This window comes from Streptomyces sp. NPDC018693, from assembly GCF_044391385.1.
Classification (GTDB): Bacteria; Actinomycetota; Actinomycetes; order Streptomycetales; family Streptomycetaceae; genus Streptomyces.
The window spans coordinates 93379-117474 of sequence record NZ_JBIRZZ010000021.1 but is presented as its reverse complement, the minus strand read 5'-3'; the positions used below and the strand labels follow the sequence as shown (position 1 = coordinate 117474).

20 protein-coding genes and 3 pseudogenes are annotated in these 24096 nt (G+C 68.6%); 10 read left to right on the top strand and 13 right to left on the bottom strand.

Annotated elements, in window-relative coordinates:
- Positions 1 to 47: 47 nt before the first annotated feature.
- Positions 48 to 236, bottom strand: a pseudogene (locus ACH5AC_RS34895) (hypothetical protein); the annotation flags it as partial.
- A gap of 166 nt (positions 237 to 402) precedes the next feature.
- Complete coding sequence (locus tag ACH5AC_RS34890) at positions 403 to 1263, bottom strand: DUF4394 domain-containing protein (protein WP_398866322.1); 861 nt, start codon at positions 1261 to 1263, stop codon at positions 403 to 405.
- A gap of 290 nt (positions 1264 to 1553) precedes the next feature.
- On the opposite strand from ACH5AC_RS34890, the gene ACH5AC_RS34885 reads away from it, so the two are divergent.
- Positions 1554 to 2774, top strand: coding sequence for a PucR family transcriptional regulator (locus ACH5AC_RS34885; protein WP_398866321.1), 1221 nt, complete (start codon positions 1554 to 1556; stop codon positions 2772 to 2774).
- Between the two features lie 682 nt (positions 2775 to 3456).
- On the top strand, positions 3457 to 3810 hold the full coding sequence (locus ACH5AC_RS34880; RefSeq protein WP_398866320.1) for a hypothetical protein: 354 nt from the start codon (positions 3457 to 3459) through the stop codon (positions 3808 to 3810).
- 550 nt (positions 3811 to 4360) lie between these two features.
- Here the strand turns inward: ACH5AC_RS34880 and ACH5AC_RS34875 are convergent.
- From ACH5AC_RS34875 to ACH5AC_RS34855, 5 genes are all read right to left on the bottom strand, one after another.
- Positions 4361 to 5335, bottom strand: a complete 975-nt coding sequence (locus ACH5AC_RS34875; protein WP_398866319.1) for a polyprenyl synthetase family protein — start codon at positions 5333 to 5335, stop codon at positions 4361 to 4363.
- Between the two features lie 18 nt (positions 5336 to 5353).
- Entirely contained in the window at positions 5354 to 6175 is an 822-nt protein-coding gene (locus tag ACH5AC_RS34870; RefSeq protein ID WP_398866318.1) for a phytoene/squalene synthase family protein, read from the bottom strand.
- A gap of 187 nt (positions 6176 to 6362) precedes the next feature.
- Positions 6363 to 7205 carry an ABC transporter permease gene (locus tag ACH5AC_RS34865; RefSeq protein ID WP_398866317.1) on the bottom strand — a complete coding sequence of 281 codons (843 nt, stop codon included), beginning with the start codon at positions 7203 to 7205 and terminating at the stop codon, positions 6363 to 6365.
- On the bottom strand, positions 7202 to 7807 hold the full coding sequence (locus tag ACH5AC_RS34860) for an ABC transporter ATP-binding protein (protein WP_398866316.1): 606 nt from the start codon (positions 7805 to 7807) through the stop codon (positions 7202 to 7204). Before ACH5AC_RS34860 ends, ACH5AC_RS34865 begins: the two co-directional genes overlap by 4 nt.
- A 558-nt stretch (positions 7808 to 8365) precedes the next feature.
- Positions 8366 to 9502: a PQQ-dependent sugar dehydrogenase gene (locus tag ACH5AC_RS34855; protein ID WP_398866315.1), complete on the bottom strand. Its 1137-nt coding sequence runs from the start codon at positions 9500 to 9502 to the stop codon at positions 8366 to 8368.
- A 663-nt stretch (positions 9503 to 10165) separates the two neighbouring features.
- On the opposite strand from ACH5AC_RS34855, the gene ACH5AC_RS34850 reads away from it, so the two are divergent.
- The 3 genes and pseudogenes from ACH5AC_RS34850 to ACH5AC_RS34840 all read left to right on the top strand — a co-directional run bounded on the left by ACH5AC_RS34850 (position 10166) and on the right by ACH5AC_RS34840 (position 12492).
- Positions 10166 to 10750 carry a GNAT family N-acetyltransferase gene (locus tag ACH5AC_RS34850; protein WP_398866314.1) on the top strand — a complete coding sequence of 195 codons (585 nt, stop codon included), beginning with the start codon at positions 10166 to 10168 and terminating at the stop codon, positions 10748 to 10750.
- A gap of 30 nt (positions 10751 to 10780) precedes the next feature.
- Positions 10781 to 11077: a hypothetical protein gene (locus ACH5AC_RS34845; protein ID WP_398866313.1), complete on the top strand. Its 297-nt coding sequence runs from the start codon at positions 10781 to 10783 to the stop codon at positions 11075 to 11077.
- A 176-nt stretch (positions 11078 to 11253) separates the two neighbouring features.
- Positions 11254 to 12492: pseudogene (locus ACH5AC_RS34840) on the top strand (IS110 family transposase).
- A 147-nt stretch (positions 12493 to 12639) separates the two neighbouring features.
- Here the strand turns inward: ACH5AC_RS34840 and ACH5AC_RS34835 are convergent.
- Positions 12640 to 13671 carry a hypothetical protein gene (locus tag ACH5AC_RS34835; protein WP_398866312.1) on the bottom strand — a complete coding sequence of 344 codons (1032 nt, stop codon included), beginning with the start codon at positions 13669 to 13671 and terminating at the stop codon, positions 12640 to 12642.
- 1126 nt (positions 13672 to 14797) lie between these two features.
- On the opposite strand from ACH5AC_RS34835, the gene ACH5AC_RS34830 reads away from it, so the two are divergent.
- The gene (locus tag ACH5AC_RS34830; protein WP_398866311.1) at positions 14798 to 15031 is read left to right on the top strand and encodes a hypothetical protein; all 234 of its coding nucleotides are present in this window, start codon (positions 14798 to 14800) and stop codon (positions 15029 to 15031) included.
- A 147-nt stretch (positions 15032 to 15178) separates the two neighbouring features.
- Here ACH5AC_RS34830 and ACH5AC_RS34825 read toward each other — a convergent pair whose 3' ends face one another.
- The 5 genes and pseudogenes from ACH5AC_RS34825 to ACH5AC_RS34805 all read right to left on the bottom strand — a co-directional run bounded on the left by ACH5AC_RS34825 (position 15179) and on the right by ACH5AC_RS34805 (position 18706).
- Complete coding sequence (locus ACH5AC_RS34825) at positions 15179 to 15847, bottom strand: DedA family protein (RefSeq protein WP_398866310.1); 669 nt, start codon at positions 15845 to 15847, stop codon at positions 15179 to 15181.
- Between the two features lie 148 nt (positions 15848 to 15995).
- A pseudogene (locus tag ACH5AC_RS34820) lies at positions 15996 to 16215 on the bottom strand (undecaprenyl-diphosphate phosphatase); the annotation flags it as partial.
- Between the two features lie 114 nt (positions 16216 to 16329).
- Positions 16330 to 17322, bottom strand: a complete 993-nt coding sequence (locus ACH5AC_RS34815) for a phosphotransferase family protein (RefSeq protein ID WP_398866309.1) — start codon at positions 17320 to 17322, stop codon at positions 16330 to 16332.
- Positions 17323 to 17452: 130 nt separating this feature from the next.
- A complete protein-coding gene (locus ACH5AC_RS34810) occupies positions 17453 to 17647 on the bottom strand; it encodes a hypothetical protein (RefSeq protein ID WP_398866308.1) in 195 nt (64 codons plus the stop codon).
- A gap of 300 nt (positions 17648 to 17947) precedes the next feature.
- Positions 17948 to 18706, bottom strand: a complete 759-nt coding sequence (locus tag ACH5AC_RS34805) for a TetR/AcrR family transcriptional regulator (protein ID WP_398866307.1) — start codon at positions 18704 to 18706, stop codon at positions 17948 to 17950.
- Between the two features lie 160 nt (positions 18707 to 18866).
- Between ACH5AC_RS34805 and ACH5AC_RS34800 the strand changes: the two genes are divergently transcribed.
- The 4 genes from ACH5AC_RS34800 to ACH5AC_RS34785 are packed head-to-tail and all read left to right on the top strand — an operon-like array spanning position 18867 to position 24092.
- Positions 18867 to 20702: a glycosyltransferase family 2 protein gene (locus ACH5AC_RS34800; RefSeq protein ID WP_398866306.1), complete on the top strand. Its 1836-nt coding sequence runs from the start codon at positions 18867 to 18869 to the stop codon at positions 20700 to 20702.
- Positions 20703 to 20743: 41 nt separating this feature from the next.
- Positions 20744 to 21814, top strand: coding sequence for a UDP-glucose 4-epimerase GalE (gene galE / locus ACH5AC_RS34795; RefSeq protein WP_398866305.1), 1071 nt, complete (start codon positions 20744 to 20746; stop codon positions 21812 to 21814).
- On the top strand, positions 21805 to 23127 hold the full coding sequence (locus tag ACH5AC_RS34790) for a UDP-glucose dehydrogenase family protein (protein WP_398866304.1): 1323 nt from the start codon (positions 21805 to 21807) through the stop codon (positions 23125 to 23127). The genes galE and ACH5AC_RS34790 overlap by 10 nt, the downstream gene beginning before the upstream one ends.
- Positions 23124 to 24092 (top strand): UDP-glucuronic acid decarboxylase family protein, encoded by a 969-nt coding sequence (locus ACH5AC_RS34785; protein WP_398866303.1) that lies wholly within the window; start codon positions 23124 to 23126, stop codon positions 24090 to 24092. The genes ACH5AC_RS34790 and ACH5AC_RS34785 overlap by 4 nt, the downstream gene beginning before the upstream one ends.
- Positions 24093 to 24096 lie beyond the last annotated feature (4 nt).

Genomic DNA, 24096 nt, shown 5'->3' with positions numbered 1-24096 from the left:
CAGCGTCCCCTACGCGAAGAATGGGAATGACTTCTTCGTCCACGGAGTCATCGTCGCAGACCGCCCAGGGCGAACGTTGACTGATGCGGCACTAGTAAGTCTCCCCAGGGCGGTGTCGCCCCGTCCGTTGTGCGCTTGGTGAGGTTGTCGATCGAGGCGATGTGGATCACGGCCTCGGAGCTGGCGAGCAGGGTCTCGTAGTCTCGGGCGAAGCGCCGGTGGGGAGTGCGAATCCAACGGCGGATCCGAGGATCGTGGAAGAGACGCCAGGCGACTGACACCGCGGCTCTGCCCGCCAAACGTTTGGCGGACCGAGCGGTTGCGCCGCCGCTGCGTCAGCAGAACGTGCGGCCGGCCGGGCATACAGCCGTCCGGCCGGGCCGCCGTGCAAGTCGGAGAGAGTCAGCTTCCCGTCAGGGTGACCGCCAGGGACGTGATGTTCAGCGGGAACCGGAAGATAGGAGTCGGTTCACCGGTGACCAGGTTGATGCTGTAGAGCGTCGGGGTGCTCGCACCGTACGGGGTGAGCGAGGCGAACGCGGCGACCGACGTCGTCTTGCCGCCTGTCAGGTAGCTGAAGATGTCCAGTCCCGCGTTGGACTGCGCGTCGAAGCCGAGGGAGCCGACCGTGGACAGGGTGCCGTTGTTGGCCGGCGCCTGCAGGACGAGGTTGTCTGTCGTGGTGTCGATGCCGTACAGGAGCGTCCCGGTGGCGGCGACCAGGTCGTTGTTCGTGTAGCCGGACGCGGTGACGCCCCGCGACGGCCCGGTCAGCGGCGGGGTGGTGAGGGTCGTGTCCTCGACCGTGGTGTGGTCATTGAGGTTGTGCCGCAGGTTCTGGCCGTTGTCGCTGACCACGCGGAGCCGGTCGGCTGCCGGGTTGAAGTCGAAGCCGAAGTTGTTGCCGTACAGCGGGACTTTGAGCTGCGAGACCTTGGTGACCACCACGTCGGAGGTCTGCGGCGGTGTCTTGATCGTGTAGATGCCGCCCTTCTCGCCGAGGCCGTACATCAGGCCGTCCTGGACCCGGTGGTCGACGGCGAGCAGCCTCGTGTCGCCGCTGAGGCCGGTGATGACCCGGACCCAGTCGAGCACGTCCGGCCGGTCGGTGGTGAACTTGGCCATCAGGGTGCCGTCGCCGGTGATCCCGAACGCCCGCAGGCTGGGCGTGGCGGTGGTGGCCGAACCCGCGCCGGGCGCGCTCACCAGCAGTGCCGCGGAAACGGAGAGGACCGCGGCCGCCGCCGCGAGTCTCTTTCTCATTCCTGCTTTCATCAGTGTTCCCCTCCCGTTCGATCGAATGCCACGAGGAAAATTGCACACGCGACACAGATCTCCGCGAATGCAAATTTCGGCGTGTTGACGACTCCTATTTAGCCGCCTTCACCGCAGCTCCACAACCGGATCGAGGCACAACTCCGCCCCGGTGCGGGAAATTTGCGCACCGTGACAAATGCCCGGGCGCGGCAAAGGACGTCGATTCACGCGAAGTGACAAACCATGTCCGGATTCCTTCTGTCCGCCCGCTCACCTGCGATGGCAGGCTCCCACCCATGGGGACCCTCTTCGCCGAACTGGCCCGGCAGGCGCCGACCAACGCCCGCCGGGAGGTCGAGACGTATCAACGCGAGATTCCGGAGTTCCGCTCGTGGGAAACCAACCCCCGGGCCAAGGACGAGACGATGGAATACTCGGTGTGGCTACGGCGCCGCACGATCGAACTCTCCCCGGACAACAGCGAGCTGACCGACGAGGACCTCCGCTACATCGCGGCCATCGGCGAGTTACGGGCAAATGCCGGAATGTCCTCGGATTCGCGGCAGCAGGTACTGCAGGTACACACCACGCTCATGCTGCGCGACATCCAGGAGGCGTCCGAGAGCCTGCGTGGCGGCGATGTCGAGGAACTCATGCAGGTGATGACCTGGTTCGCCCCGCAGGGCGACCGCGGCATCGTTGCCTACCGACAGGGATTCGTGACGGTGCTGCGCCGCCGATTGCCGTATGTCGAACAGGTCGCCCTGCTGGCCAGGTCACTGCTGACCGGTGACCCCATGGCCGCGGACCTCGCCACCGCCCTCGACCTGGAACAGCCCGAATTCTGCGCCGTCACGGTGATCCGCGTACCGGACCACCCCTTGCGCGACCGTGATCTGGACATCGAGATCGAAACGCTCGTGAAGACACACCGGGTGCCGGCCGCCTGGTACCCGGAGAGCGGCACGAGGGGCGGTGAGCTCATCGCTGTTGTTCCATGCGCCGACGAGGCGATACCGCTGTCCTCCGCACCCGACGCAGCAGCGGGCCTCGTTGGGGACTTCGCCGAGGCACTCGGCCGCCCCTGCGCCGCCGGCACCGCCACCGCACCGCTCGACGGACTCCCCGACGCCCTCGAACGGGCCCGCCGGATCAGCAAGTCGGCCCCACTGGGCAAGCCGTCCCGCAGATTGCGGCCGTACACGATGGCGGACGTTTTCGTCGAACTCGCGGTCGCGGACGTGCCGTTCATCGACGACTGGCTCCAGACGCTGGCCCGGAGCCTGGAACCGGGCCCGGACCTCGTGACCACGCTCGATGCCTACTACCGCCACGACATGAACCGCGGCGCGGCGGCAGCGGCCCTCAACGTCCACCCGCGCACCCTGGACTACCGCCTGCGCCGGGTCGCTGAGCTCACCGGTATCGACCCGGGCTCGGCGCACGGCATACGCACCCTCAGCGCCGTTGTGACGCGGCGGCTGTCCGGCGCGTGGGTCCGACGCCGCACCGAGTGACACCATCACTCCCCCACCGGCATCGCAACCAGTGTCCACGGCCTGGTGCTCGCTGTCGGTGACGAAACCGAGCCGCCGCACGTGCGCGTACTCGTCTCTCCAACGCACCGCGCGGCGCGGCCTACGCAGCCGGCGGCGTCGGCCTCGGCTTCTGATGTGCAGAACCAGCTCCAGCCGTCCCCAGGCGAGCAGGCCAGCAGCGGTACAGCCGCTCGCCAGGCGTCCGCACGAGTCGAGTGAGCCGCCGGCCATGCATATGCGTCGACGGCGAGGGACCCGTTCGGGCGCTTGAAGCGGAAGCCCATGGAGGAGATGTTTTCGTGGACGAACTCCCCTCCTTCCCGGTCCTCCGCTGCGCTCACGACCTCGTCGGGCAGAGCCGCCTCGTCGTACACGCGCTGCGCCTCGCCTTTGAGTTCACCTGCAACCGCGTCAGGGTCCACCGCTGGTACGGCGTGCCGTTCCAGTTCCGTGGCACGCCACCGGCACTGCTACGGGCCGCAGCGCGTGGTGCATGGCGAACCGCTGGTCGCGCGGTCTCGACTTTTGGCCCGTCCCGTCCGGCGGTGGTCAGCCGCTCATCCCATCCGCCGCCCTCGCACAGAGGCCACCCCTCGGTCTGCAAGGCTCTTGCTCCGGAGGCCGAGTTGTGGCTGACTGGCAACGGCGCCGAGGGGGAGTTATGGGGAACTGGGTCGTGATCGCGGAGTACTACAGCGACGTGTACAGGACCGAGTTCATCTGCCGTGGGCTGGAAACGAAGGACCAGGCACTGAAGGCACTCCGTGCAGCCCTCCACACGTATGTACCGAGCAAAAGTATCGTCGAGAAGCGGCGTCACGTGTACCGCTTCGCCGACCGGGAGACATACCTGGTGGTGATCAAAGGCAGGCTGACGGAGTGGGAGTGCACCCTGCGCATCGCGGAGCTGGTCTCGGACTCGACCGACCCGGCCGTGGCCAAGCGGGCACAGATGGAGGACGGCGCGGCAGAGGTGGCTGACGGGCCGCAGGACCGGATCCCGCCCGGCTACTGAGCGGCGGACCGAACTCCGCTCAAGCCAGTCGCCCCACTGAAACCGCAGCCTTGTGTTCAGCCAGGTCAACTGCGGCGCTCAAGCGGCCAGCTCAAGCACTCAGCGGTCAGATCCGCCGCTCAGCCGCAGCCCAAGTGGCGTAGGACTCAGGTGGCCAACAGTCGCTGCGCATGGCCAACTAACGCTGAGTGTGACTGAGCGCGGTACCTGGCCCGGACGGACAACTCCGATGCGAACCCGCGTCTCGACCGGGGGGTCCTACGCCGGCATAAGGGATCAGCGCAGCAGAAGAGCGCCGGGCGCCTGCTCGTCGAAGATTGTGGACCGTGTTGCCGATGCGCGCCCGGCCAGGCTTGCTGTGCGTCGGTGACGGCCTGCCGTCGCAGTCCTCGCACCAAGGCGGCCTGGGCTCTTGGGTGGCGCCCCAGCGGACGCGCTCGACCGCCCTCCACCGTTCGTCAGTGAAGTCGGCACCGACAGTTGGTGCAGTCGTCGCACAGGTGCGGTTACCTGGCAGGTCGATGTGTGCCGATCTTGGTGTGGCGCTCTGTCAGCGCTGGCGGTCGACTGCTGCTGTGGCCAGTTCGGCGAGCTGGGTGGAGTCCGGGAGGCCGGTGAGTTCGGCGCGTGCCTGTTCGGCGCAGGCGGATGCCATCCGGGTCGCCTTGGTGAGAGCGCCGGTGCGTTTCAGCACGGCGAGGATGTCCCGGTGTGCGGCGAGGGGGTCGGTGCCGCAGCGGAACAGGGCGGTCAGGCGGTTGCGGTCGGCTTCGTCGGCGGCTTCGTAGGCGAGCAGGACGGGCAGGGTGGGTTGGAGGTTGGCGACGTCGCTGGTGGCTGTCTTGCCGGTGATCCGGTCCTCGGCCGTGTAGGGAAGCAGGTCGTCACGGATCTGGAAGGCCATGCCGAGCAGTTCTCCGTACCGGCGCAGGGCCTGGTGCTGCGGCGGGGTTGCTCCGGCCAGGATCGCCCCTGCCTGGCAGGAGGCGCCGGTCAGTGCGGCGGTCTTGGCTTGCATGATGTTCAGGACGGTCGGGACTCCGCAGGTCAGGTCACCGCGGATTTCGGTTTCGCGCATGATGCCTTGACACATGTGTCGCAGGGCCTCGATGGTGACGCGTGCTGCGTGCAGCACAAGCTCGGCGGGGCCGGAGCTGAGCAAGGCCGCGATTCCGGCCATCGACAGTCCATCGCCTGCTGTCAGGGCTTCGGCGAGGCCGTACTGTTCGGCAGTGGAGGCCCGCCCGCGGCGTACCGGGTCCTGGTCGATGATGTCGTCGTGGACGAGGCTGGCGACGTGCAGGCATTCGATGCCGGCCGCGAAAGCCAGCACCTGGTCGGCGCCACTGCCGACGGCTTTGGCCGACTCCACGCACAGGACGGGGCGCAGGAGCTTGCCCGGGGGGAACAGAGCGTCCAGGCAGGCCAGTTCCAGCAGGCTGTCACCGCTGCCCACCCAGCGAAGCAGCTCGGCCTCCAGAAGCGGAACGTATGGGGCGCCGGCGGGGATCGCAACAAGAGACATGGCGCGTCCTTTCACGGGTCAGCAGGGGATCACGGCCCGCATGCGGGGCCGCCACGCATTGAGCAACGTTCCCAGGGGTGGCTGCACCGGTCGGTGGAGGACGTCCTGGCCTGCGGCCAGCACCGCAGCGATGAGCAGGGCCAGATATTCACGATGGGCCTGCCAGAGGGCGCTCATGGGACCGTGGTCCGCTTCAGCGGCCTGGTGCAGCTGCTCGGTGACACGCTCGGCCTCGAACGCGATGAGGTCGGCCACAGCCGGTGTCCAGCGTTTGGCCTTGATGTCCTCGGCGCGCACTGCGAATCGGTCGAGGTCCTCCAACGGTAGGTAGAGGCGCCCATCGTCAAGGTCTTCCGACAGGTCGCGCAGCACATCCGTCAACTGTGCGAAGACGGAGAACTCGCGTACCAGCAGCTCATGGGCGGGTTCGGTCGCGGCGCCCGTCATCCGGAAGATCATGGCCATCGGGCCACCGGTCATCTGCATGCACCATCGGCGCAGTTCTGTGAAGGTGGCGAAGTCGCGGAAGTCGAGGTCCCGCTGCATCGCTGTGAACATGTCCTCAACCACCGACAGCGGCAGACCGAAGGTCCGGTAGGTGTGGACCGTGGCGTGCAGCACGGGGTCATGGGAGCCACCGGCGGCGAAGGCTGCCCGGGTGGCCTCAACAAATTGGGTGAAGCGGCGCTGGCGGTCTTCCACCGGACCGCTGTCCACGCAGAGATCAGCACGACACCCGTGTGCGAGCAGTGCCGCGGTATGAGGCCGAGCAGCTGCGGGAGCGCTGCGCAGGCCCTGCCAGCGGGCGGTCCCTCCGTCGGTGCCGGCCAACTCGCGCACGCACACTGTGTAGCAGTGCCGAAGGACGGAATCAGTGATCCCCGCAGCGTCCAGCCATCGCCTTACCAGCATCTGTGGGCCCTTTCTGCTCAACCGGCTCCCTTCCGGGGCCAGGACTTCCCTCGGCGATGCGGGTGCGAGCGTCCCCGTAGGGCGCCTTGTGAGCCCTCGCACCCAGGACACTTGTTCAGCGGGGCGTCGACGTAGCCCGGGCCGGGCGCGCAGGTTGCCGGTCCCTGGGTGGCCAAGGCAGACGGAAGGATGGCCGTGCGGTCAGGGCGTCTTTGGTACGGCGGTGAAAGGCGAACAGGCCCAGGAGCGCGGCACCGGCGAACCAGAGCATCTGGACGGCCAGATCGCCGGGCAGGGATTGGTGGGTGAAGCCCGCGGCGGTGGCGGCCTGCATGGTGCCGTAAGTGGGCAGGAGCTGCACGGCCGCGCTTGTGGTGCCACCGCCGGCCAGAGGGCTTTGCAGGCCGACATCGACGAGGCTGGTCATGACCAGGGCGAACATGCCCTCCACTTCACGGCGCAGCAGGGAGCCGAAGACGACGCCGAGTGAACCGTAAGTCATGGCTCCGCAGAACAGTGCCGCGGCGAGCTGCACGGGCTGGCGCGGACTCCAGGCGGTGCAGATCACCGCGGTGGCATAGACGGCGATGGTGCCGGAAGCCATGGTCAGGGAGGTGGTCTTGGCCAGGATGAGATGGATGCGGGGGTAGCCGGCCATGGCCAGGCGGCGGTCGAAGCGTCCGCCGTTGAACGTGACGGCGAACATCATGAACGCGGTGATGAGGGTGACGGCGTTGATGGCGCCGGTGATCTGCGTGATCTGGTTGCCTGCCGGTGCCAGGAGTCGGCCGGTCGCGCGCAGCCTGAACGTCACGGTCCTGCTGGGGATGATGGCGTAGGCCAGGCTGATCCAGGAGGGGATGAACAGGGCGACCAAGATCATGGCGAGCCTGTTGCGGGCGTGCTCGACCAGGTCGAAGCGGGTTGCTGTGAGGTACAGACGCAGGTGTCGACTCACGCCGGCACCGCCTTTGCGGGGTGCAGGACGCCATCCTGAAGCCGCCACAACTCGTCCAGGCGTTCGGCGTCGTAGGCCAGGTGCGAGACGACAAGGACAGAGCGGTCCGCATCGCGTAATCGTGCGGCCAAGTCCCAAAAGCGCTGGTAGGTGTCCCAGTCGAAACCCTGGTAGGGCTCGTCCAGCAGCAGCACCCGCGGGTCGTGCATCAGCGCCAAGGTCAGGTTCAGCTTCTGACGGGTCCCGCCACTGAGCAGGCCGGCACGCTCATCGGCGTACTCCGTCAGGCTCAGCACCTCCATGACCTCCCCGGCATGCCGCAGATCCGGCAGTCCCCGCGCGACGCGGAAAAACTCCAAGTGCTGACGCACTGTCAGGGCATCGTTGACGACCACGTCCTGCGGGCAGTAGCCGAAGTGGCCTTCATGACGGACCGTGCCATGCTGCGGGCGCAGCTCACCAGAAAGAATCCTCAACAGTGTGGACTTGCCTGCGCCGTTCTCCCCTACGATCCCGGCCAGCACACCAGGCCGCAGATCAAGGTCCAAGCCACGCAGAACCGCACGACGACCGTACGCGTGACGTACACCCCTGACCTTCACCGCACCCCCCGGGCTCGTAGACGGTGCCACTCGCTGCTGACCACTCGCCGTCACTGCAAGGCTAGGCATCACACATGGTCAAAGACGCAGCTGAAGCCGCTGAATAGCCCGCACGAGTGAAGACCGCGCCGTAAACGCGGCCGAGAGCTGAGCCAGGACGCGGCGGGAACGGCGTTGTTGAACACCAACAGGACGGGCGGGCGCGTGGCATCACCGGACCAGGTGGACGAAGCCGTCCAGCAGGTGCGCCACATCGGCCGCTCACGTCCGTCGGTGTCCTTCACCTTCCGTCTGAAGAACCGGGACCGGCCCGGGCGGCGCGTCGACAGCGGCCTGGGCGGCTGCCACGGAGAGCCCCGACCCGAATATGGCCCCCAAGGCACACCACTGACTCAGCGTCGTCCGGCAAACGTGACCGAACCGCAGGGTCTGCACCCGAAGGACGTCAAGGTTCTCGGGCCGGGGCGGCGGCTGCCTCAAGCGGGCCGGAGATCCCGGAGGTGATCCAGCCAACCTGGGTGACACTCGCTGCTCAGCGCCTTCTTCATCCCCGAGTCGTTACGCCGGGTCGATGCGGGAGACGCTGCCACCCAGGTCGAGGACGTACAGCTCGCCATTGCCTCCCTGCACGAACGAGACGACCCGGCCGCCGTCGACTCCGAGGTCGCTCACGCCGGTCACCTCGCCGTTCTCCAACTGCAGAGCGCGGACGGTGCCGTCGCAGAAGTCGCTGAACACGTACTGACCCTTGAGGTCCGGGATCGCCTCGCCTCGGTAGACGTATCCGCCGGTCACCGAGCAGCCAGGCCCGCTGCGGTCGTACTCGTAGACCGGCGGTACGTGATTCACGGGCTCCGTGCCGCCCCGGAAGGGATGGTTGCCCTCCATCTGGGACCAGCCGTAGTTCTCACCACCGTTGCTGGCTGCCGGGGCCCAGTCGATCTCCTCCCAGGCGCTCTGGCCGACGTCCCCGATCAGCAGGTCGCCCGTGCCTGCGTCGAAGGAGAACCGCCACGGATTGCGCAATCCGTACGCCCAGATCTCATCCCTCGCGTTCGGGTCGTCCACGAACGGGTTGTCCGGCGGGATCGCGTACGGCTTGCCGCCGCTCGGGTCGATCCGCAGTAGCTTGCCGAGCAGCGTGTCGAGTTTCTGCCCGTTGCCGTGCGGGTCGCCGCCCGAGCCGCCGTCGCCGAACGCGATGTAGAGGTAGCCGTCGGGGCCGAACGCGATGTCGCCGCCGTTGTGGTTGGCGTAGGGCTGTGTCTGGGTGAGGACGGTGCGCCGGGTGTCCGGCTGGATCTTGCCGTCCCGCACCGCGAACTCGTCCACTGTGCTGGTGCCTTGGAGGTTCGTGAACGAGATGTAGAAGTGCGCGAACTCCTTGTCGAACGCGATGCCCAGCAGGCCGCGTTCGCCGTTGGTGGTGGTCTCGCTGGATATGTCGAGGACGGGCTCGCTGAGCCCCTCATCGTTCAAGGCCCTTACCGTGCCTGCGCGTTCGGCTACCCAGACCGTGCCACCGGGACCGGCGGTGCCGGCGGATGGATTCCGGGCCGTGGCCACTTTCTTGAGCACGACCTTCGCCGCCTGACCTGGGGCGCTGAGCTCGTCGGCAGACGCCGTGGTCAAAGCGAGGGAAGCGACGAGGCAGAGGGCGCCGATGATCGCCGAGCTTCTGGTGCGAACTTTCACCGTGATCCTCCTAGAGGCGGCGAACGGGCGAGGTCACCCGGCTGCTAGGGGCAGAGATAGGTGGGTGTAGTCCACGCCGGCACGCAAACCTGGGGGGTGGGGGGATGGTGCGCTACTGGCCACAGGTGAGGCTACCGGGACAGGGGTTGTTGAAATAGACCACACTTCGCCACCCCTTTACCTCCGCTCAGCTGTCCGTCGCGCTCTCCCCGGTCCCCGGCCCCGGCACTCTGCCTCGTGCGAGGCCCGTGTGTTGACAACAACGCCGAAGCACGCTGTGCAGCCCGCACGATGATCGAGGCACTCTCGCCACAAGAAGACGGCTGGCTGGGCAAGCTACTCGCTCCCTCTCGTGGGCGAGTCATCACCGCAGACATCCGCGCAGCGGCCTCTTAGAGGTCGTCAAGTCCGTTTCTAGTAGTGGCCTGGTCCGGGTTGGGTGAGGAAGCCTCGGCGCCCGAGGCGGCCGCGGGCGACGTTCGTGTCTGGGCCATCGGTGGGCAGGCCGAATAGTCGTGCCGCTTGCAGACCCTGAATGCCTGGTCGGGGTGCTGGTTGAAGGCATGAAGGACCTCCTGGTAGGCGGTGCCTTCGTCATGAGGGCCGGACCTGGATCGGATATTCGGTGTTCTGCCCGCCCCATGAGGACACAAGATGGTGCGCATGACTTTGGGCACCCCCGTACTGCACACCGCTCGCCTGCGACTGCGCCCTTTCACCGACGCCGACGCGGACCCCCTCTTCGCGCTGCACAGCAGCGCCTATGTGCTGCGCTATTGGGACTCCCCGCCGTGGACCGAACGGGCCCGCGCCGAGCGGTTCATCGCGATGTGCCGGAAGATGGAGGACGAAGGCACCGGGGCGCGGGTGGCCATCGACCGTGCTTCTGATGGGGCCTTCGTCGGCTGGTGCGGTCTGACCGGATGGAACCCGGACTACCGCAGCGCGTCGTTGGGCTACGTCCTCGGCGAAGCGATGTGGGGCCACGGCTACGCGCCGGAGGCCGCGCACGCCTTGCTGCGGTGGGCGTTCGACACACTGGACCTGAATCGCGTGCAGGCCGAGACGGATACGCGCAACATGGCATCTGCCCGGGTCCTCGAGAAGCTCGGATTCGTGCGTGAAGGGACGTTGCGGGAGGACTGCGTCGTGAACGGCGAGGTTTCCGACTCGTGGGTGTTCGGGTTGATCAAGCGAGAGTGGCGGCCGTCGGTTGTGCCGATTCCAGCCCGCGAAGAGCGGCGTTAAGGTCCGTTTCTTGTAGCGGCCTCGTCCGGGTTGGGTGAGGAAGCCTTGGCGGGTGAGGCGTCCAAGGCGGCTTCGGGTGACGTTCAGGGCCGGATCGTCGGTAGCCATGCCGAGGAGTTCGTGCAGTTCGCGGACCCGGAACGGCTGGTCGGGGTGCTGGTTGAAGGCGTTCACGATGGACTGGTAGGCGGTGGCCTGTTCGGGCGGATCGGGTTCGGCTCCGGCCGGCGCGAGTTCGGAGATGACCTTCCGGGCGGTGGTCAGCTCCGCGAGACGTGCTTCGGTCTCGGTGAGAGCGGCGGTGAGGTGTTCGATCTGGTCGCGTAGTTCGACGGCCCGGGCGGTGGCGTCGTCCTGCTGGGCCTGGAGGGCGGCCAGGAGCTCGGTGCTGTTCACGCGACCGCCTGGAGGGTGTCGCGCCAGGTTGGGGTGGGCGTGGTGAGGCGGCGGGTCATGTTCGCGGTGGAGGCCCAGGAGACGCGTGAGGCGGAGTTGTCGGGCCGGTGGTCGTACTCGCGGGCCAGACGCCGGTGGGCGTGTTCCTCGGCCTGGACGTCGGCAAGACCGCTCACCATGGCCACGGACTGACCCCGGCCGGCAAGAAGGTCTTCGACAAGCAGCTGCCCAACAGCGAGCCGAAGCTGCGGGCCGTCTTCGACAAGCTGGCCGCGAAGTTCGGCACCGTGCTCGTCATCGTCGACCAGCCCGCCTCCATCGGCACCCTCCCGCTCACCGTCGCACGGGACGCCGGCTGCCAGGTCGCCTACCTGCCCGGACTCGCCATGCGCCGGATCGCCGATCTCTACGGGCGAGGCGAAGACCGACGCCAAGGACGCCGCGGTCATCGCCGACGCCGCCCGGACGATGCCGCACACGCTGCGCTCGCTCGAGCTCACGGACGAGATCACCGCCGAACTGACCGTGCTGGTCGGCTTCGACCAGGACCTCGCGGCCGAGGCCACCCGCACCTCCAACCGGATACGCGGCCTGCTCACCCAGTTCCACCCCTCGCTGGAACGCGTCCTCGGCCCCCGCCTGGACCACCCCGCCGTCACCTGGCCGCTGGAACGCTACGGCTCCCCGGCCGCCCTGCGGAAAGCCGGCCGCCGCAGACTCGTCGAAGCGATCCGGCCCAAAGCCCCACGCATGGCCGCCCGGCTGCTCGACGAGGTCTTCGACGCGCTCGACGAACAGACCGTGGTCGTTCCCGGGACCGGCACCCTCGACGTCGTCATCCCGTCCTGGCCCGCTCCCTGGCCGCCGTCCACGAACAGCGCCGGGCTCTGGAAGCCCGGATCAAAGCCCTGCTGGAGGAGCACCCTCTTTCCAAGGTCCTGACCTCGATGCCGGGGGTCGCGGTCAGGACCGCCGCAGTTCTGCTGGTCGGCGACGGCGACGGCGACGGCGACGGCGACGGCGACGGCACCGGCTTCCCCAACGCCGCCCACCTTGCCTCCTATGCCGGACTCGCACCGACAACGAAGTCCTCCGGGACCTCGATCCACGGCGAACACGCACCCCGAGGCGGAAACCGGCAACTCGAACGGGCCATGTTCCTCTCCGCCTTCGCTGCCCTGCACGACCCCGCGTCCCGCACCTACTACGACAAATGCCGGGACCGGGGAAAGACCCACACGCAAGCCCTCCTCCGCCTCGCCCGCCACCGCATCAGCGTGCTCTTCACCATGCTCCGCGACGGCACCTTCTACGAACCACGAGACCCCGAAGCAACCGCCGCATGACCAGCTCAGCTGACGCACTGACTGCAGTCCTGGAGTGGTGGCGCCGAGCCACTCCAGGGGGAGCACGCCAGGGGCCTTGCGGTCCCACCCATGGCTGGGACCGCAAGGCCGGCACAGGACTTTCGCCGTATGGCCCTTGAGCCTTGCCTACCGCGTGAACGACACGTCGTAATAGGTGTCGACCGGTGTGCCGGAGGCGGTGTAGCAGCGCACCTGGATGCCGGTGCTTGGGGTCCAGTAGTCCACGTTGCAGTGCGCGGAGCTGGAGCCGTAGGCGGTCACCTGCACATTGCCGTAGCCCAGGGGCATTCCAGGGGTCCAGACGCGGTAGATGCCGACACCGAGGCGCGTGATCCGGTTGGTGTAACCGGCGGAGTTGTACTGGTACGCGGTCGACGGCGTGTACGAGCCCGCAGTCGGCTGGTTCGCCCAGGCGTACGCGGCGGGCGTGGTGCGCAGAATGCCGTTGTCCCGGACGTAGGTGAGGCTGAACCGTGTGTCGCGCAGGGCGCCACCAAGGGTGAAGCAGCGGACATTGACGAGCTGGGCGGTTCCCGACGGGTACCAGTTGACGACCTTGCAGCGCGCCAACACATCGCCGTACGCCGTCACCTGCACATGTCCTGCCGCGGAACCGATGGCGGGGAGCCGCACCGTGTATTGGCCCACGCCGGCCCGGGTGATGGTGTTGGTCGCTCCGGCCGAGTTGAACTGGTACGTCGTCGACGGCGTGTACGAGCTCGCGGTCGGCTGGTCGGCCCATACGTACCCGAACCTGCCGCCGAGATAGGCGGTGTTGACGAAACTGACGGTGAATCGGGTGTTGGCACGGGAACCGGCCGGGGTGAAGCACCGCACGTGCACGTCGAGCCGGTCACCGACGGGTGACCAGTAGGCGACGTTGCAGGAGTTCGATGTCGCTCCATAGGCGGTGACGTGCACGGTGCCGCCGAGCATCCCCAGCCTGGGCATGCGTACGGTGTACTGGCCGGTGCCCGTACGGACGACCGAGTTCACGGCGCCGGTCGAGTTGCGACTGTAGGAACCGGACGGTGTGTAGGGCGTGTTGAGCGGCGCGGACGCCTGGTTCGCCCACACGTAGGCGAAGCCACGACTGGGAGCGGCGTGTGCGGTGAACGGCACGAGAGCGGTCATTCCGACGGCCATCGCGACCGTCATCAGGGCGCTCAGGATTCGACCCGGTCCCCCCGTGCGATTTCCACGGACTTTCAGGTGCATCTCTTTCCTTCTCTGTACCTGGATCGGCGATCAGACGGTGCTGGGGCATGGCGGGCCGCCAGCGAAGAAACCATTGCGGCTCGCCGCTTCCCCGTTGTTCCCGGGAAACGTCGAGGCGCATGGTGCTGGTGGAGTGGCATCACCGGAACACCAGAAAGCGGAGGCCGACGTCCGATTCGCTGACGTGGGTCGGCTACTCCCGCCGACTGTCTGTAGCAACGAGGCATGTCCCCGTGATGCAGGAACTGCTGAACAGTACGGAGTCAGTGGTGCGGCTCGAACTGCTGCGTCTAGGAGCTGCTGTGACGACGAAGAACCGGTCACATCGCCGGGCTCCCCCAGACTGCCGAACCACCGCACCTCGGATACACGAGCCGACTCCGCCTGCTGGTCTAGCCCCCAATCCCTTTTACATGGATGCCCTATTGGAACTCCCGACGGAATCCGATGGCATCAGGCCAGTCCGGGCAATCAGAGAGTTACACATCACCGATCGGGGGGCCACTGTTTCAAAGGGCAAAGGAGAGGTGAAGGAGAGGTGAAAGTACTGCGGAGGGGGCGTGCGCAGTGATCGCGCGCCCCGATGTGTCTCCCTCTTCACACGCGGGCTCCTCGCCGATTTCCCACTCCCCTGAGGCGCGAGCTCACCCATGGTGTGCCGGCGGCTGTGCGCGCCTTCTGCGCCCGGAACCGAGCAGCGTGGAACGACCCCTTCGGGAAGAGTTCTTCCGCAACGGGTACCGTCCCGATACCGCCGCGTGTGCGGCACCCTGATCCGGCCGGGCCCTGGCCGAGATCGACGGGCCGCCTGCCTGCCGGCCGACTTCCCGAAGGACCCGGCGAACAGCTCCACCCATTCGTCGACGCGTCCTGCGGCGGTGAGGCGCAGGTGCTCGGCCAGAGTGTGCTGGGCAGCGCGGCGGGCGGCGTCGTCTTTCTCACCGCCAGCCGTCGCGGTAGTCGAGCAGAGGTATATGCCCGGGGTCTCGGTCCGGTTCGCGTAGACGATGGCGTCTGGGAGACGTCCGTTCGGCGGCGGCCCGGCGACCTTCACCACCGCCACCACGTGCTGTGCGCCCTCGGCTCCATCGCGGCGGCGGAACGTCGCCAGCCGGCCGCTGGCGGCGCGGGCCCGCCGCCGGGCGTGCCGGCCTTCCACGAGGGAGCAGTGCTGCGCCGGATGCGCGCGCTGGGGCATGCCGCGCTGTCGGAGCGGCGGACGGGGGTCGCGACGGCGATGCTGCCGACGGCGGGCGCGGTGCTGGCTGCGGCGGACGCCACGTACGACTTCGCGGGCTGATTCCTCACCGTCCTGGGCCACTGAACGGCCACCGAACGAACACTCGGGCGCTTCCCCGTCCCCCACGCCGCGACACACCACCGTGTCACGGCGGTCCGTGTGCTGTGGCGCGCGGAGCCGACGCTTTCAGGCAGCGCCGACGGGCGATCAGCGGGAGGCGGCCCGGCGCCTCCTCCGGCCGCTGCCGCGCCGCCCGGTCGTGGCGTTCTTGGTGTTGTTGCGGCGGGCGCGCAGGAACTCGATGGCGATGGGGATGACGGACAGGGCGACGATGCCGACGAGGATGAGCTCGATATGGGCCTTGACGAAGGCGACGTGGCCGAGGAAATAGCCGAGCACGGTCACCCCGGCACCCCACAGTGCGCCGCCGATGATGTTGAACATCACGAAGGTGCGGTAGTTCATGCGGCTCACCCCAGCGATGATCGGGGTGAAGGTGCGCACGATGGGCACGAAGCGGGCGAGCACGATCGAGCGCGGCCCGTACTTCTCGAAGAACTCATACGCTTTGGCCACGTTCTCCTGCTTGAACAGCCGCGAGTCGGGGCGGCGGAACAGCGCGGGGCCGACCTTCCGACCGAAGAGGTAGCCGACCTGGTCGCCCACGATCGCCGCCAGCACCACCAGCAGGCACACCAGCCACAGCGGCTGGGTGAGGTACTGGTGCCCGGCCACCAGCAGTCCGGTGGTGAACAGCAGCGAGTCGCCCGGGAGGAAGAAGCCGATCAGCAGCCCGGACTCGGCGAAGACGATGGCGAGGATGCCGGCCAGGCCGAAGGTCGAGATCAGGTAGTCGGGGTCGAGCCAGGTGGGCATGGGCAGAAGGCTCCTGACGGTGGGTCAGCGCACGGGCGGGCGATGCACGGTGCGAACGGGGGCGGCGACGCTGGAGGCCGCCCCCGCCGTTTTCCGGCGCGGCGGGGACACGGGGCAGCCAGGCTGTGGGGCGGGCGGTGAGGGCGGGTCATGCGTGGACCAGGCCGGTGCCCAGCCTGCCGAGCAACAGCACGCCGCTGACGATCGGGTAGACGACGAAGGGCATGGAAGGAGTGCTTGGCGATGAACTTCAGCAGCCAGGCGATCGAAGCGTAGGCGACGACGAACGACACCGCAGGCGACCGTGGTCGATCCGCACCCGCTTGGAGCAAGCACGGCACCGACACAGTGCCGAAGGCGGCGCGAAGGGCCTGCGCCGCTATGACGGGGCCTGGATCCGCATCGGCACCGGCGGCCACCGCCACGTGCCCCTCCGAAGGCGAGCTCCCCGGTGCCCCGGTTGCGGTGTTCCTCCCTTGGACCTACTCCAGCGCCCGGAGTTGGGTGATGGCCTCGGCAAGGGAGTGTTTGCAGAACGCCAGGTGGTCGGCACCGTATCCGCGAGGGCCGCATTCCACGACGAGCAACAGGCCCAAGTAGAGGCGGTAGAGGGCCAGCCGGTGCCGGAAGGCAGGCGTGAAGTCAAATCTGCCGCCGGCGTCGCTGTATCCGGCGACGAGGTCGCTGTCCGGGCCGGCGTCGCCGCCGAAGGCCAGGGAGACCAGCTCGGCGGCCGGGTCGCCCCAGAACGCCCGCTCGTGGTCGATGAGTCCCGTGACCCGGGGTTGTGCCCCGTCCCTGGCGACGTCGACGAAGATGTTGCCGGGCCACAGATCGAAGTGGACCAGCCGGGGCTCGGTGACCTCGTCGAGCGCGTAGCCCCCTTCGGCCACCAGGGTCAGTATCTCGGCGGGCGGCACACCGAGCGGGGACTGCCAGCGCTCGGCGTCGTCGAGGAGCGCATGCACCATGGCGCTGAAGGCCGTACGCCAGTCGGATGCGGACAGCCCGGACTCGGCCGCCGGATAGCCGAACCGGCCGTCCTCCGGCGCCAGGGTGTGCAGCTGTGCGGTGATCGCACCGAGTTCGCGGCGCAGCGCCGCCTGCACAGCCGGCGACACGCGGTCCGCCGCCTTGTCCCACGGGGTGCCCTCCAGAACGGACACGGCCAGGAACTCCTCACCCGCGTACAACAGGGCGGGCGTCGGCACCCTGTCTCCGGGAAGCGCCTCGATGCGCCGGTAGACCATCGCCTCCGTGGACATGATGCCGAGTTCGTAGCGAAGGACCGCGACATCAGCCGGCGGGGCGAGTTTGACGACGGCCGGCCGGCCGTCGTCAAGAACGACGCGGTAGGCGGTGTTGAACCAGCCGTCGGTCAGTTCGGACTCCAGACGGCAGCCGATTCCAGTGGATGCGCGCAGCAGGGCGTCGAGCTCGCCCGGGGACAGACGGCGCTTGGTCTGACTTTCCATAGAGGCACACTTTCGGATGGTCCGAAGGCGGACAGTGAAAGGAGTGGGAGCGCTCCCATCATGTCGATCACCCGCGACTCCGTCCAGAGGGATTCACGGCCGGAAGTCGTGTGGTCTGTCCAGACCGTCCTCAGACGGTCTGACCAGTGCGGAGCCGCCGCACGTCCCTCACGAGGGTGTGCGAAGCGCTGAGGAAGATCACGGCTCCAGCCACGAGCCAGAGGACCGACGCCCCGGAGCGGTACTCAGGAACGGCAAGAACGAGCAGCATCACGCTGGCAAGGACGCCGAAGGCCGAGATCAGAGCGCTGATGCGGTGAGTCACACGGACATCATCCACGGTGACCTCGGCCGGCGGAAGTGATCCAAACGAACAAGAGCCCAGGCCCGTTGCGAAAGTGGATCTTGTTTTGTTGGTGATCACGTCTTGTGGGACGTGGGGAGCTGACGATGGGCAGTGGGCCCGGCTTGAGCCGTTGCTGTGGGATCGAGTCCATGACTTGTTCTGGCGTTGGCAGCGGCCTGTTCGGCTGGTGGTGAGCCGTCAGCCGGCCGGTCACCCATCTCGGGTGGTTCTGGAACCCACCGACCACGGGCTGCACACTGTGTCCGCGCCATTGAGCGGCTACTCGCTCGTGAACCGGTCGAGCAGTGCATCCAGCCCGGCCGCCAGGCCCTCCGGCCCGCCTCGCGTGGCCAGCGTGGCGGCCGTCTCTCGGAGGGTGGGCAGTTCCTGCGCCGACAGGCGGTGCAGGCCGAGACGGAAGGCGGGGTCAGGCTCGTCCGGGTTGTCCGCCGTGGGGCTCAGCTCAACGGAGACGTAGCCGAGCAGCCAGGCGGTGAAGGCCCGGAAGACGTCGGACACCCGGGTATCGCCGAGCCCTGCCTCCCGAAGCAGCCGGAGCACCCGTTCGTGGTCACGCAGCACCGCGGCCGGTCGCCGCGCGAGCGGGACCGCCAGCATGCGGGTGGCGAGCAGCGGCACCACCTGAGGGTGGGCGAGGCAGACGTCGTACGTCGCCCGCGCGATGCGATGAAGCTCGGTGCGCCACGCGCGTGGAACGGCCCCCGTCGGCGCGGCGGGCGCGGCATCGGCGGCCAGGCGCTCCTCCAGTTCCAGGTAGAGAGCCTCGACCAGACCGTCCAGCAGCGCGTCCTTGCTCGACGCGTACCGGTAGAGCGCCATCGCCTCCACGCCGAGCTCGGCGCCGAGGCGCCGCATGCTCAGGGCCGACAGGCCCTCCTGGTCCACCAGCGCCAGCGCGCTGGCCATCACGCGTTCCCGGCTGAGCCGGCCGTAGTGGCCGCGATCACTCGCGCGACGTGCGGGGCCGGCGTCGGCTCCCTTGTCCTTGCTCCGTGCCCCGGTCTGCTTCTTGGCCATGCTGTCCTCCAGACGTCGGGTCGCCGCGCGTTCCGGTCGTTCGTGTTGACTCTGGGTACTCCCCGTAGGACAGTGTACGTATACGACGTACATATACGGAAATGTCCATGTTCCGAGGAAACGTCGTAAACGTACACTGTCTGTCGCTTCAGGAGCCGGCATGACGCGCAGTGCACCCGCCGACGGGCCAGCGGACCTGGTGACCATCGAGCGCCACCTGGCCCGCATCTCCAGCGGGAACGTCGTCCGGGCGACGCAGATGGGCCCGGTCTTCGGCAGCCCCTCCCCGCGCCGCACGGTGGACGCGAAGACGTTCGTACTCGCCCTCCCACTCAGGGGGAGGGTCCTCCTCTCCCTGATCACGCTGTGCTGGGCCGCAAGCTTCGTCTGGTTCTGGTCCTGGTGGCTGGAGCCCCAGCACAGGGCGAGCTGGGCCGGTCTCCTGATCAACAGCGCGCTGCTCCTCTACCTCACCGCGCTGCCCGCCTACTTCTTCGTCACGGCGCTGAGGGTGCGCCGGATCAACCCGGCGCTGGCCGTTCCCCCGGTGCGGGTCGCCTTCGCCGTGACCCGGGCGCCCTCCGAGCCGTGGCAGACCACCCGGCGCACGCTGGAGGCGATGCTCGCCCAGGACTATCCGCACCCCTACGACGTGTGGCTGTGCGACGAGGTGCCGACGGAGGAGGCGGAACGGTGGTGCCGGACCCACCGCGTCCGCCTGTCCACCCGGCAGGGGGTGGATGCCTACCACCGCCGGTACTGGCCGCGCCGTACGCGCTGCAAGGAGGGAAACCTCGCCTACTTCTACGATCACTGGGGCTACGAGTGGTACGACGTCGTGGCACAGCTCGACTGCGACCATGTGCCTGCTCCCACGTATCTCGCCGGGATGGTGCGCCCCTTCGCCGACCCGGCCATCGGCTACGTCGCCGCGCCGAGCATGTGCGACGCGAACGCCGGTGTGTCCTGGTCTGCCCGGGGACGACTGCACCGCGAGGCGGTGTGGCACGGCGCCGTCCAACTGGGCCACTGCGACGGCCTCGCCCCCATGTGCATCGGATCGCACTACGCGGTGCGCACCAGGGCCCTGCGTGACATCGGCGGTCTGGGGCCGGAGCTGGCCGAGGACTTCTCCACCACCTACCTGCTCAACTCGGCGGGCTGGCACGGTGCGTTCGCCATCGACGCCGAGGCGCACGGCGACGGTCCACTGACCTTCGCCGACATGGCGACGCAGGAGTACCAGTGGGCGCGAAGCCTGACGACCATGCTCCTGGACCTGCTGCCCCGGCATCTGCGTCGGCTTCCGTTCCTGCTGCGGCTGAGGTTCACGTACGCGCTGGCCTACTACCCCCTCCTCGGCATGATGATCGTCGCCGGACTGGTGCTGCCTCCGGTGGCCGTGCTCTGCCAACTGCCCTGGATGCGTCTCAACTACTTCGACTTCCTGGCCCACTTCTGGTTGATGCCTGTCTGGCTGATACTGACGCTGCTCGTTCTGCGGCGGCACGGACTGCTGCGACCGGCCGACGCCCCGCCGATCAGCTGGGAGGTCTGGCTTTTCGCGCTGACGCGCTGGCCGTTCGTGATCTGGGGGGTCGTCAGCGCCCTCGTACAGCGGATGCGGCCCCGACCGATCACGTTCAAGGTCACTCCCAAGGGAGCCAAGGCCCCCAGACAGCTGCCGGCGCGGCTGGTGGCCCCGTTCGCGGCACTCTCCGTGTCCCTCTCCGCAGTAGCCCTCTACGGCGAGCAGGCCGGCCCGTCCGTCGGCTATGTCTTCCTCTGCCTGCTCGCGGCGACGACCTACGCCGCCGTCGCGGTCGCCGTACCGCTGCTGCACCTGCGGGAGGCGGCCCGCGGAGCCCATCGGCCGCTGACCGCCGTACTGCCGACGGCCCGCGTGCCGCTGGCCCTCGGTCTGTTCTCCACGCTCCCCGCCGCGGCCGCCGTGGTGCTGTACCCGCAGTACGCGGCGACCGTCCTGGGCTGGTGAGGGCGATGGACGCCATACCGCCGTTCGAAAGGTCTCGGACCATGAGCACACCGTCGACGGTCCTCGTCACCGGCGGGGCGGGCTTCATCGGCAGCCACGCCTGCGTGGACCTGCTGGACCACGGCCACGAAGTGATCGTGGTCGACAACTACTCCCACAGCAAGCCCCAGGTTCTCACCCGGGTGGAACGGATCGCCGGGCGCTCCGGCGGCGCGGTCTACGAGCTGGACATCCGGGACCGGCGGGCCCTCTCGGCCGTCTTCGCCCGGCACGCTGTGGACGCGGTGGTGCACTTCGCCGCCCTCAAGGCCGTGGGCGAGTCGGCACGGATGCCCGTCGAGTACTACGACACCAACGTCGGCGGTATGACCGCCCTGCTGTCGGCGATGCGGGAACACGACGTCCACCAGTTGGTGTTCTCGTCGTCCTGCTCCATCTACGGCGACGCGAGCCGAGGCCCGCTCGACGAGTCCGCTCCGGCCCGGCCCACCAACCCGTACGCGAACTCCAAGTGGCTGTGCGAGCAGATCCTGTCGGACGCCTGCCGGCACTGGCCGGAGCTGGCGGTCCTGTGCCTGCGCTATTTCAACCCCACCGGAGCCCACCCCAGCGGACTCCTGGGTGAGGACCCGTGCGGCACACCCGACAACCTCATGCCGTACGTGGCGCAGGTCGCCGTCGGACGTCGGGAGCGACTGCGGATCTTCGGCGGCGACTACCCCACCCCCGACGGCACCGCGATCCGCGACTACCTCCACGTCATGGACGCCGTCGAGGCCCATCGCGTGGCACTCGGCCACCTGGCCGACGAACCCGGTATGCGCGTGTTCAACCTCGGCACCGGCACCGGCAGTTCGGTCCTGGACCTGGTCGCCGAGTTCGCGGCGGCGTGTGGCCGGCAGATCCCGTACGAGATCGTCGGACGCCGCTCGGGTGACGTCCCCGAACTGGTCGCGGACGCGAGCGCGGTCGCCCGCGCCTGGCGCTGGCGCCCTTCGCGGGACCTCACCGCGATGTGCCGGGACACCTGGCGCTTCCAGCAGCTGAACCCTGACGGGTACGTGGCGCCCGCCCGTCGGCCCAGAACCCAAGGAGTGACGTCATGCGGATGACAGTCATTGGCACCGGATACGTGGGAACCGTGCACGCCGCCTGCATGGCGGACCTCGGCCACGACGTCCTCGGCATCGACATCGACCAGGACCGCGTCGCCTCCCTGGCGTCAGGGCGCCCTCCGGTGCACGAAGAGGGACTGGACGGACTGCTCACGCGTGCGGTCGCGTCGGGACGGTTGCGCTTCACGACGTCGCTGGCCCACGGCGCGCGCTTCGCCAGGATCCACTTCGTGTGTGTGGGCACACCGCAGCGGCCGGACAGCTGGGCGGCAGACCTGCGCCACATCGACGCCGTCGTCGACGGACTGATTCCGCACCTGCGCCCCGGCAGCCTGGTCGTCGGCAAGTCGACGGTGCCGGTCGGCACCGCCGCCCGGCTCGGCCGACGCGTCATGCGGGCCGCGCCCGACTGTGAGGTCGCCTGGAATCCGGAGTTCCTGCGCGAGGGTTCGGCGGTGCACGACACCATGTACCCGGAGCGGCTGGTCGTGGGTGTGTCCTCGAAGCGTGCCGACGCGGTTCTGCGAGCGCTCTACCGTCCCATGCTGCAAGCAGGCGTGCCGTACTTCAGCACCGACCCGGCCACCGCGGAACTGGTGAAGGTGGCGGCGAACTCCTTCCTCGCCACGAAGATCTCCTTCATCAACGCGATGTCGGAGGTGTGCGAGACGGCGGGCGCCGACCCGCTGCTCCTGGCCCGGGCCATCGGCGCCGACTCGCGCATCGGCCCGCTGTTCCTCGAACCCGGCCTCGGCTACGGGGGCAGCTGCTTCCCCAAGGACATCCGCGCCTTCACCGCCCGCGCCGAGGAACTCGGGGCCGGCGCGGCGGTGGCGTTCCTGCGCGAGGTGGACCGGATCAACACACGGCAGCGGCAACGTACGGTCGACCTGGCCAGGCGACTGGTGGGCGGCTCCTTCAGGGACCGCCGCGTCGGGGTGCTGGGCGCCGCCTTCAAACCGGGCAGCGACGACGTGCGCGACTCGCCCGCGCTGGCCGTGGCGGCGGCTGTCCAGGCCCAGGGCGCCGCCGTCCGCGTCCACGACCCGCAGGCCCTGGACAACGCACGCGCGGCCTTCCCCGAACTGACCTGTGTGCTGGACGTACCCAAGGCGTGCGAGGAGGCCGATCTGGTCCTGCATCTGACGCACTGGCCGGAGTACCGCGCGGTCGACCCCGCGGCCCTGGCCGCGGTGGTGTGCCGACCGCAGCTGCTGGACGCCCGCAACGCGCTCGACGAGGAGTCGTGGCGCACGGCCGGCTGGACCGTCCACGCGCTGGGCCGGGTGTCCGGAGGGAGAGTGTCATGAAGGTTGTGGTGACGGGCGGCAGCGGGTTCCTCGGCTCGCATCTGTGCGAGGCGCTCCTGCGCCGAGGAGACACGGTCCGGTGCCTGGACAACCACTGCACCAGCGAGGCGCGGAACGTGTCCCACCTGCTCGGGCATCCGAGGTTCACCCTGGTCCGCACGGACGTGACCGCCCCGTTCGACGTGGCGGAGCCGGTGGACGCGGTGGTCCACCTCGCCAGCCCCGCCGCGCCGCCGGACTACCGGCGGATGCCGCTGGAGACGCTGTCCGCGGGCAGCCACGGCACGGAGAACGCCCTGCTGCTCGCGCTGCGCTGGGGGGCGCGGTTCCTGCTCGCCTCCACCAGCGAGGTGTACGGCGATCCGGCCGTGCACCCGCAGCGCGAGGGCTACTGGGGCAACGTCAATCCGGTGGGGCCGCGCAGCGTGTACGACGAGGCCAAGCGGTACGCCGAGGCCCTCACCACGGCCTACCGCGAGAACCTGGGCGTCGACACGGGCATCGTGCGGATCTTCAACACCTACGGGCCGCACATGCGCCCCCATGACGGGCGGGTGGTGTCGACCTTCCTGCGGCAGGCGCTGGCGGGCGCGCCGCTGACGGTGTACGGCGACGGCAGTCAGACCCGCAGCTTCTGTTACGTCGACGATCTGGTCCGCGGTCTGACGGCCATGCTCGACTCCCCCCACGCCGGCCCCATCAACCTCGGCAACCCGTCCGAGTACACCGTCCGCCGACTGGCCGAACTCGTGCTGGCGGTGACCGGGTCGCCGTCGGCCGTGGTCCACCGTCGCCTGCCCGTCGACGATCCCGCCCGTCGGCGACCTGACATCAGCCGGGCCCACGCCCTGCTGGGCTGGGCGCCCGAGGTCCCTCTGGAGACGGGACTGCGCCGCACCGCGGACTGGTTCACACGGTTGCCGGCACCTGTCTTCCCTGGCGCGGCCGAATCCGTCGAGGTCTGATACC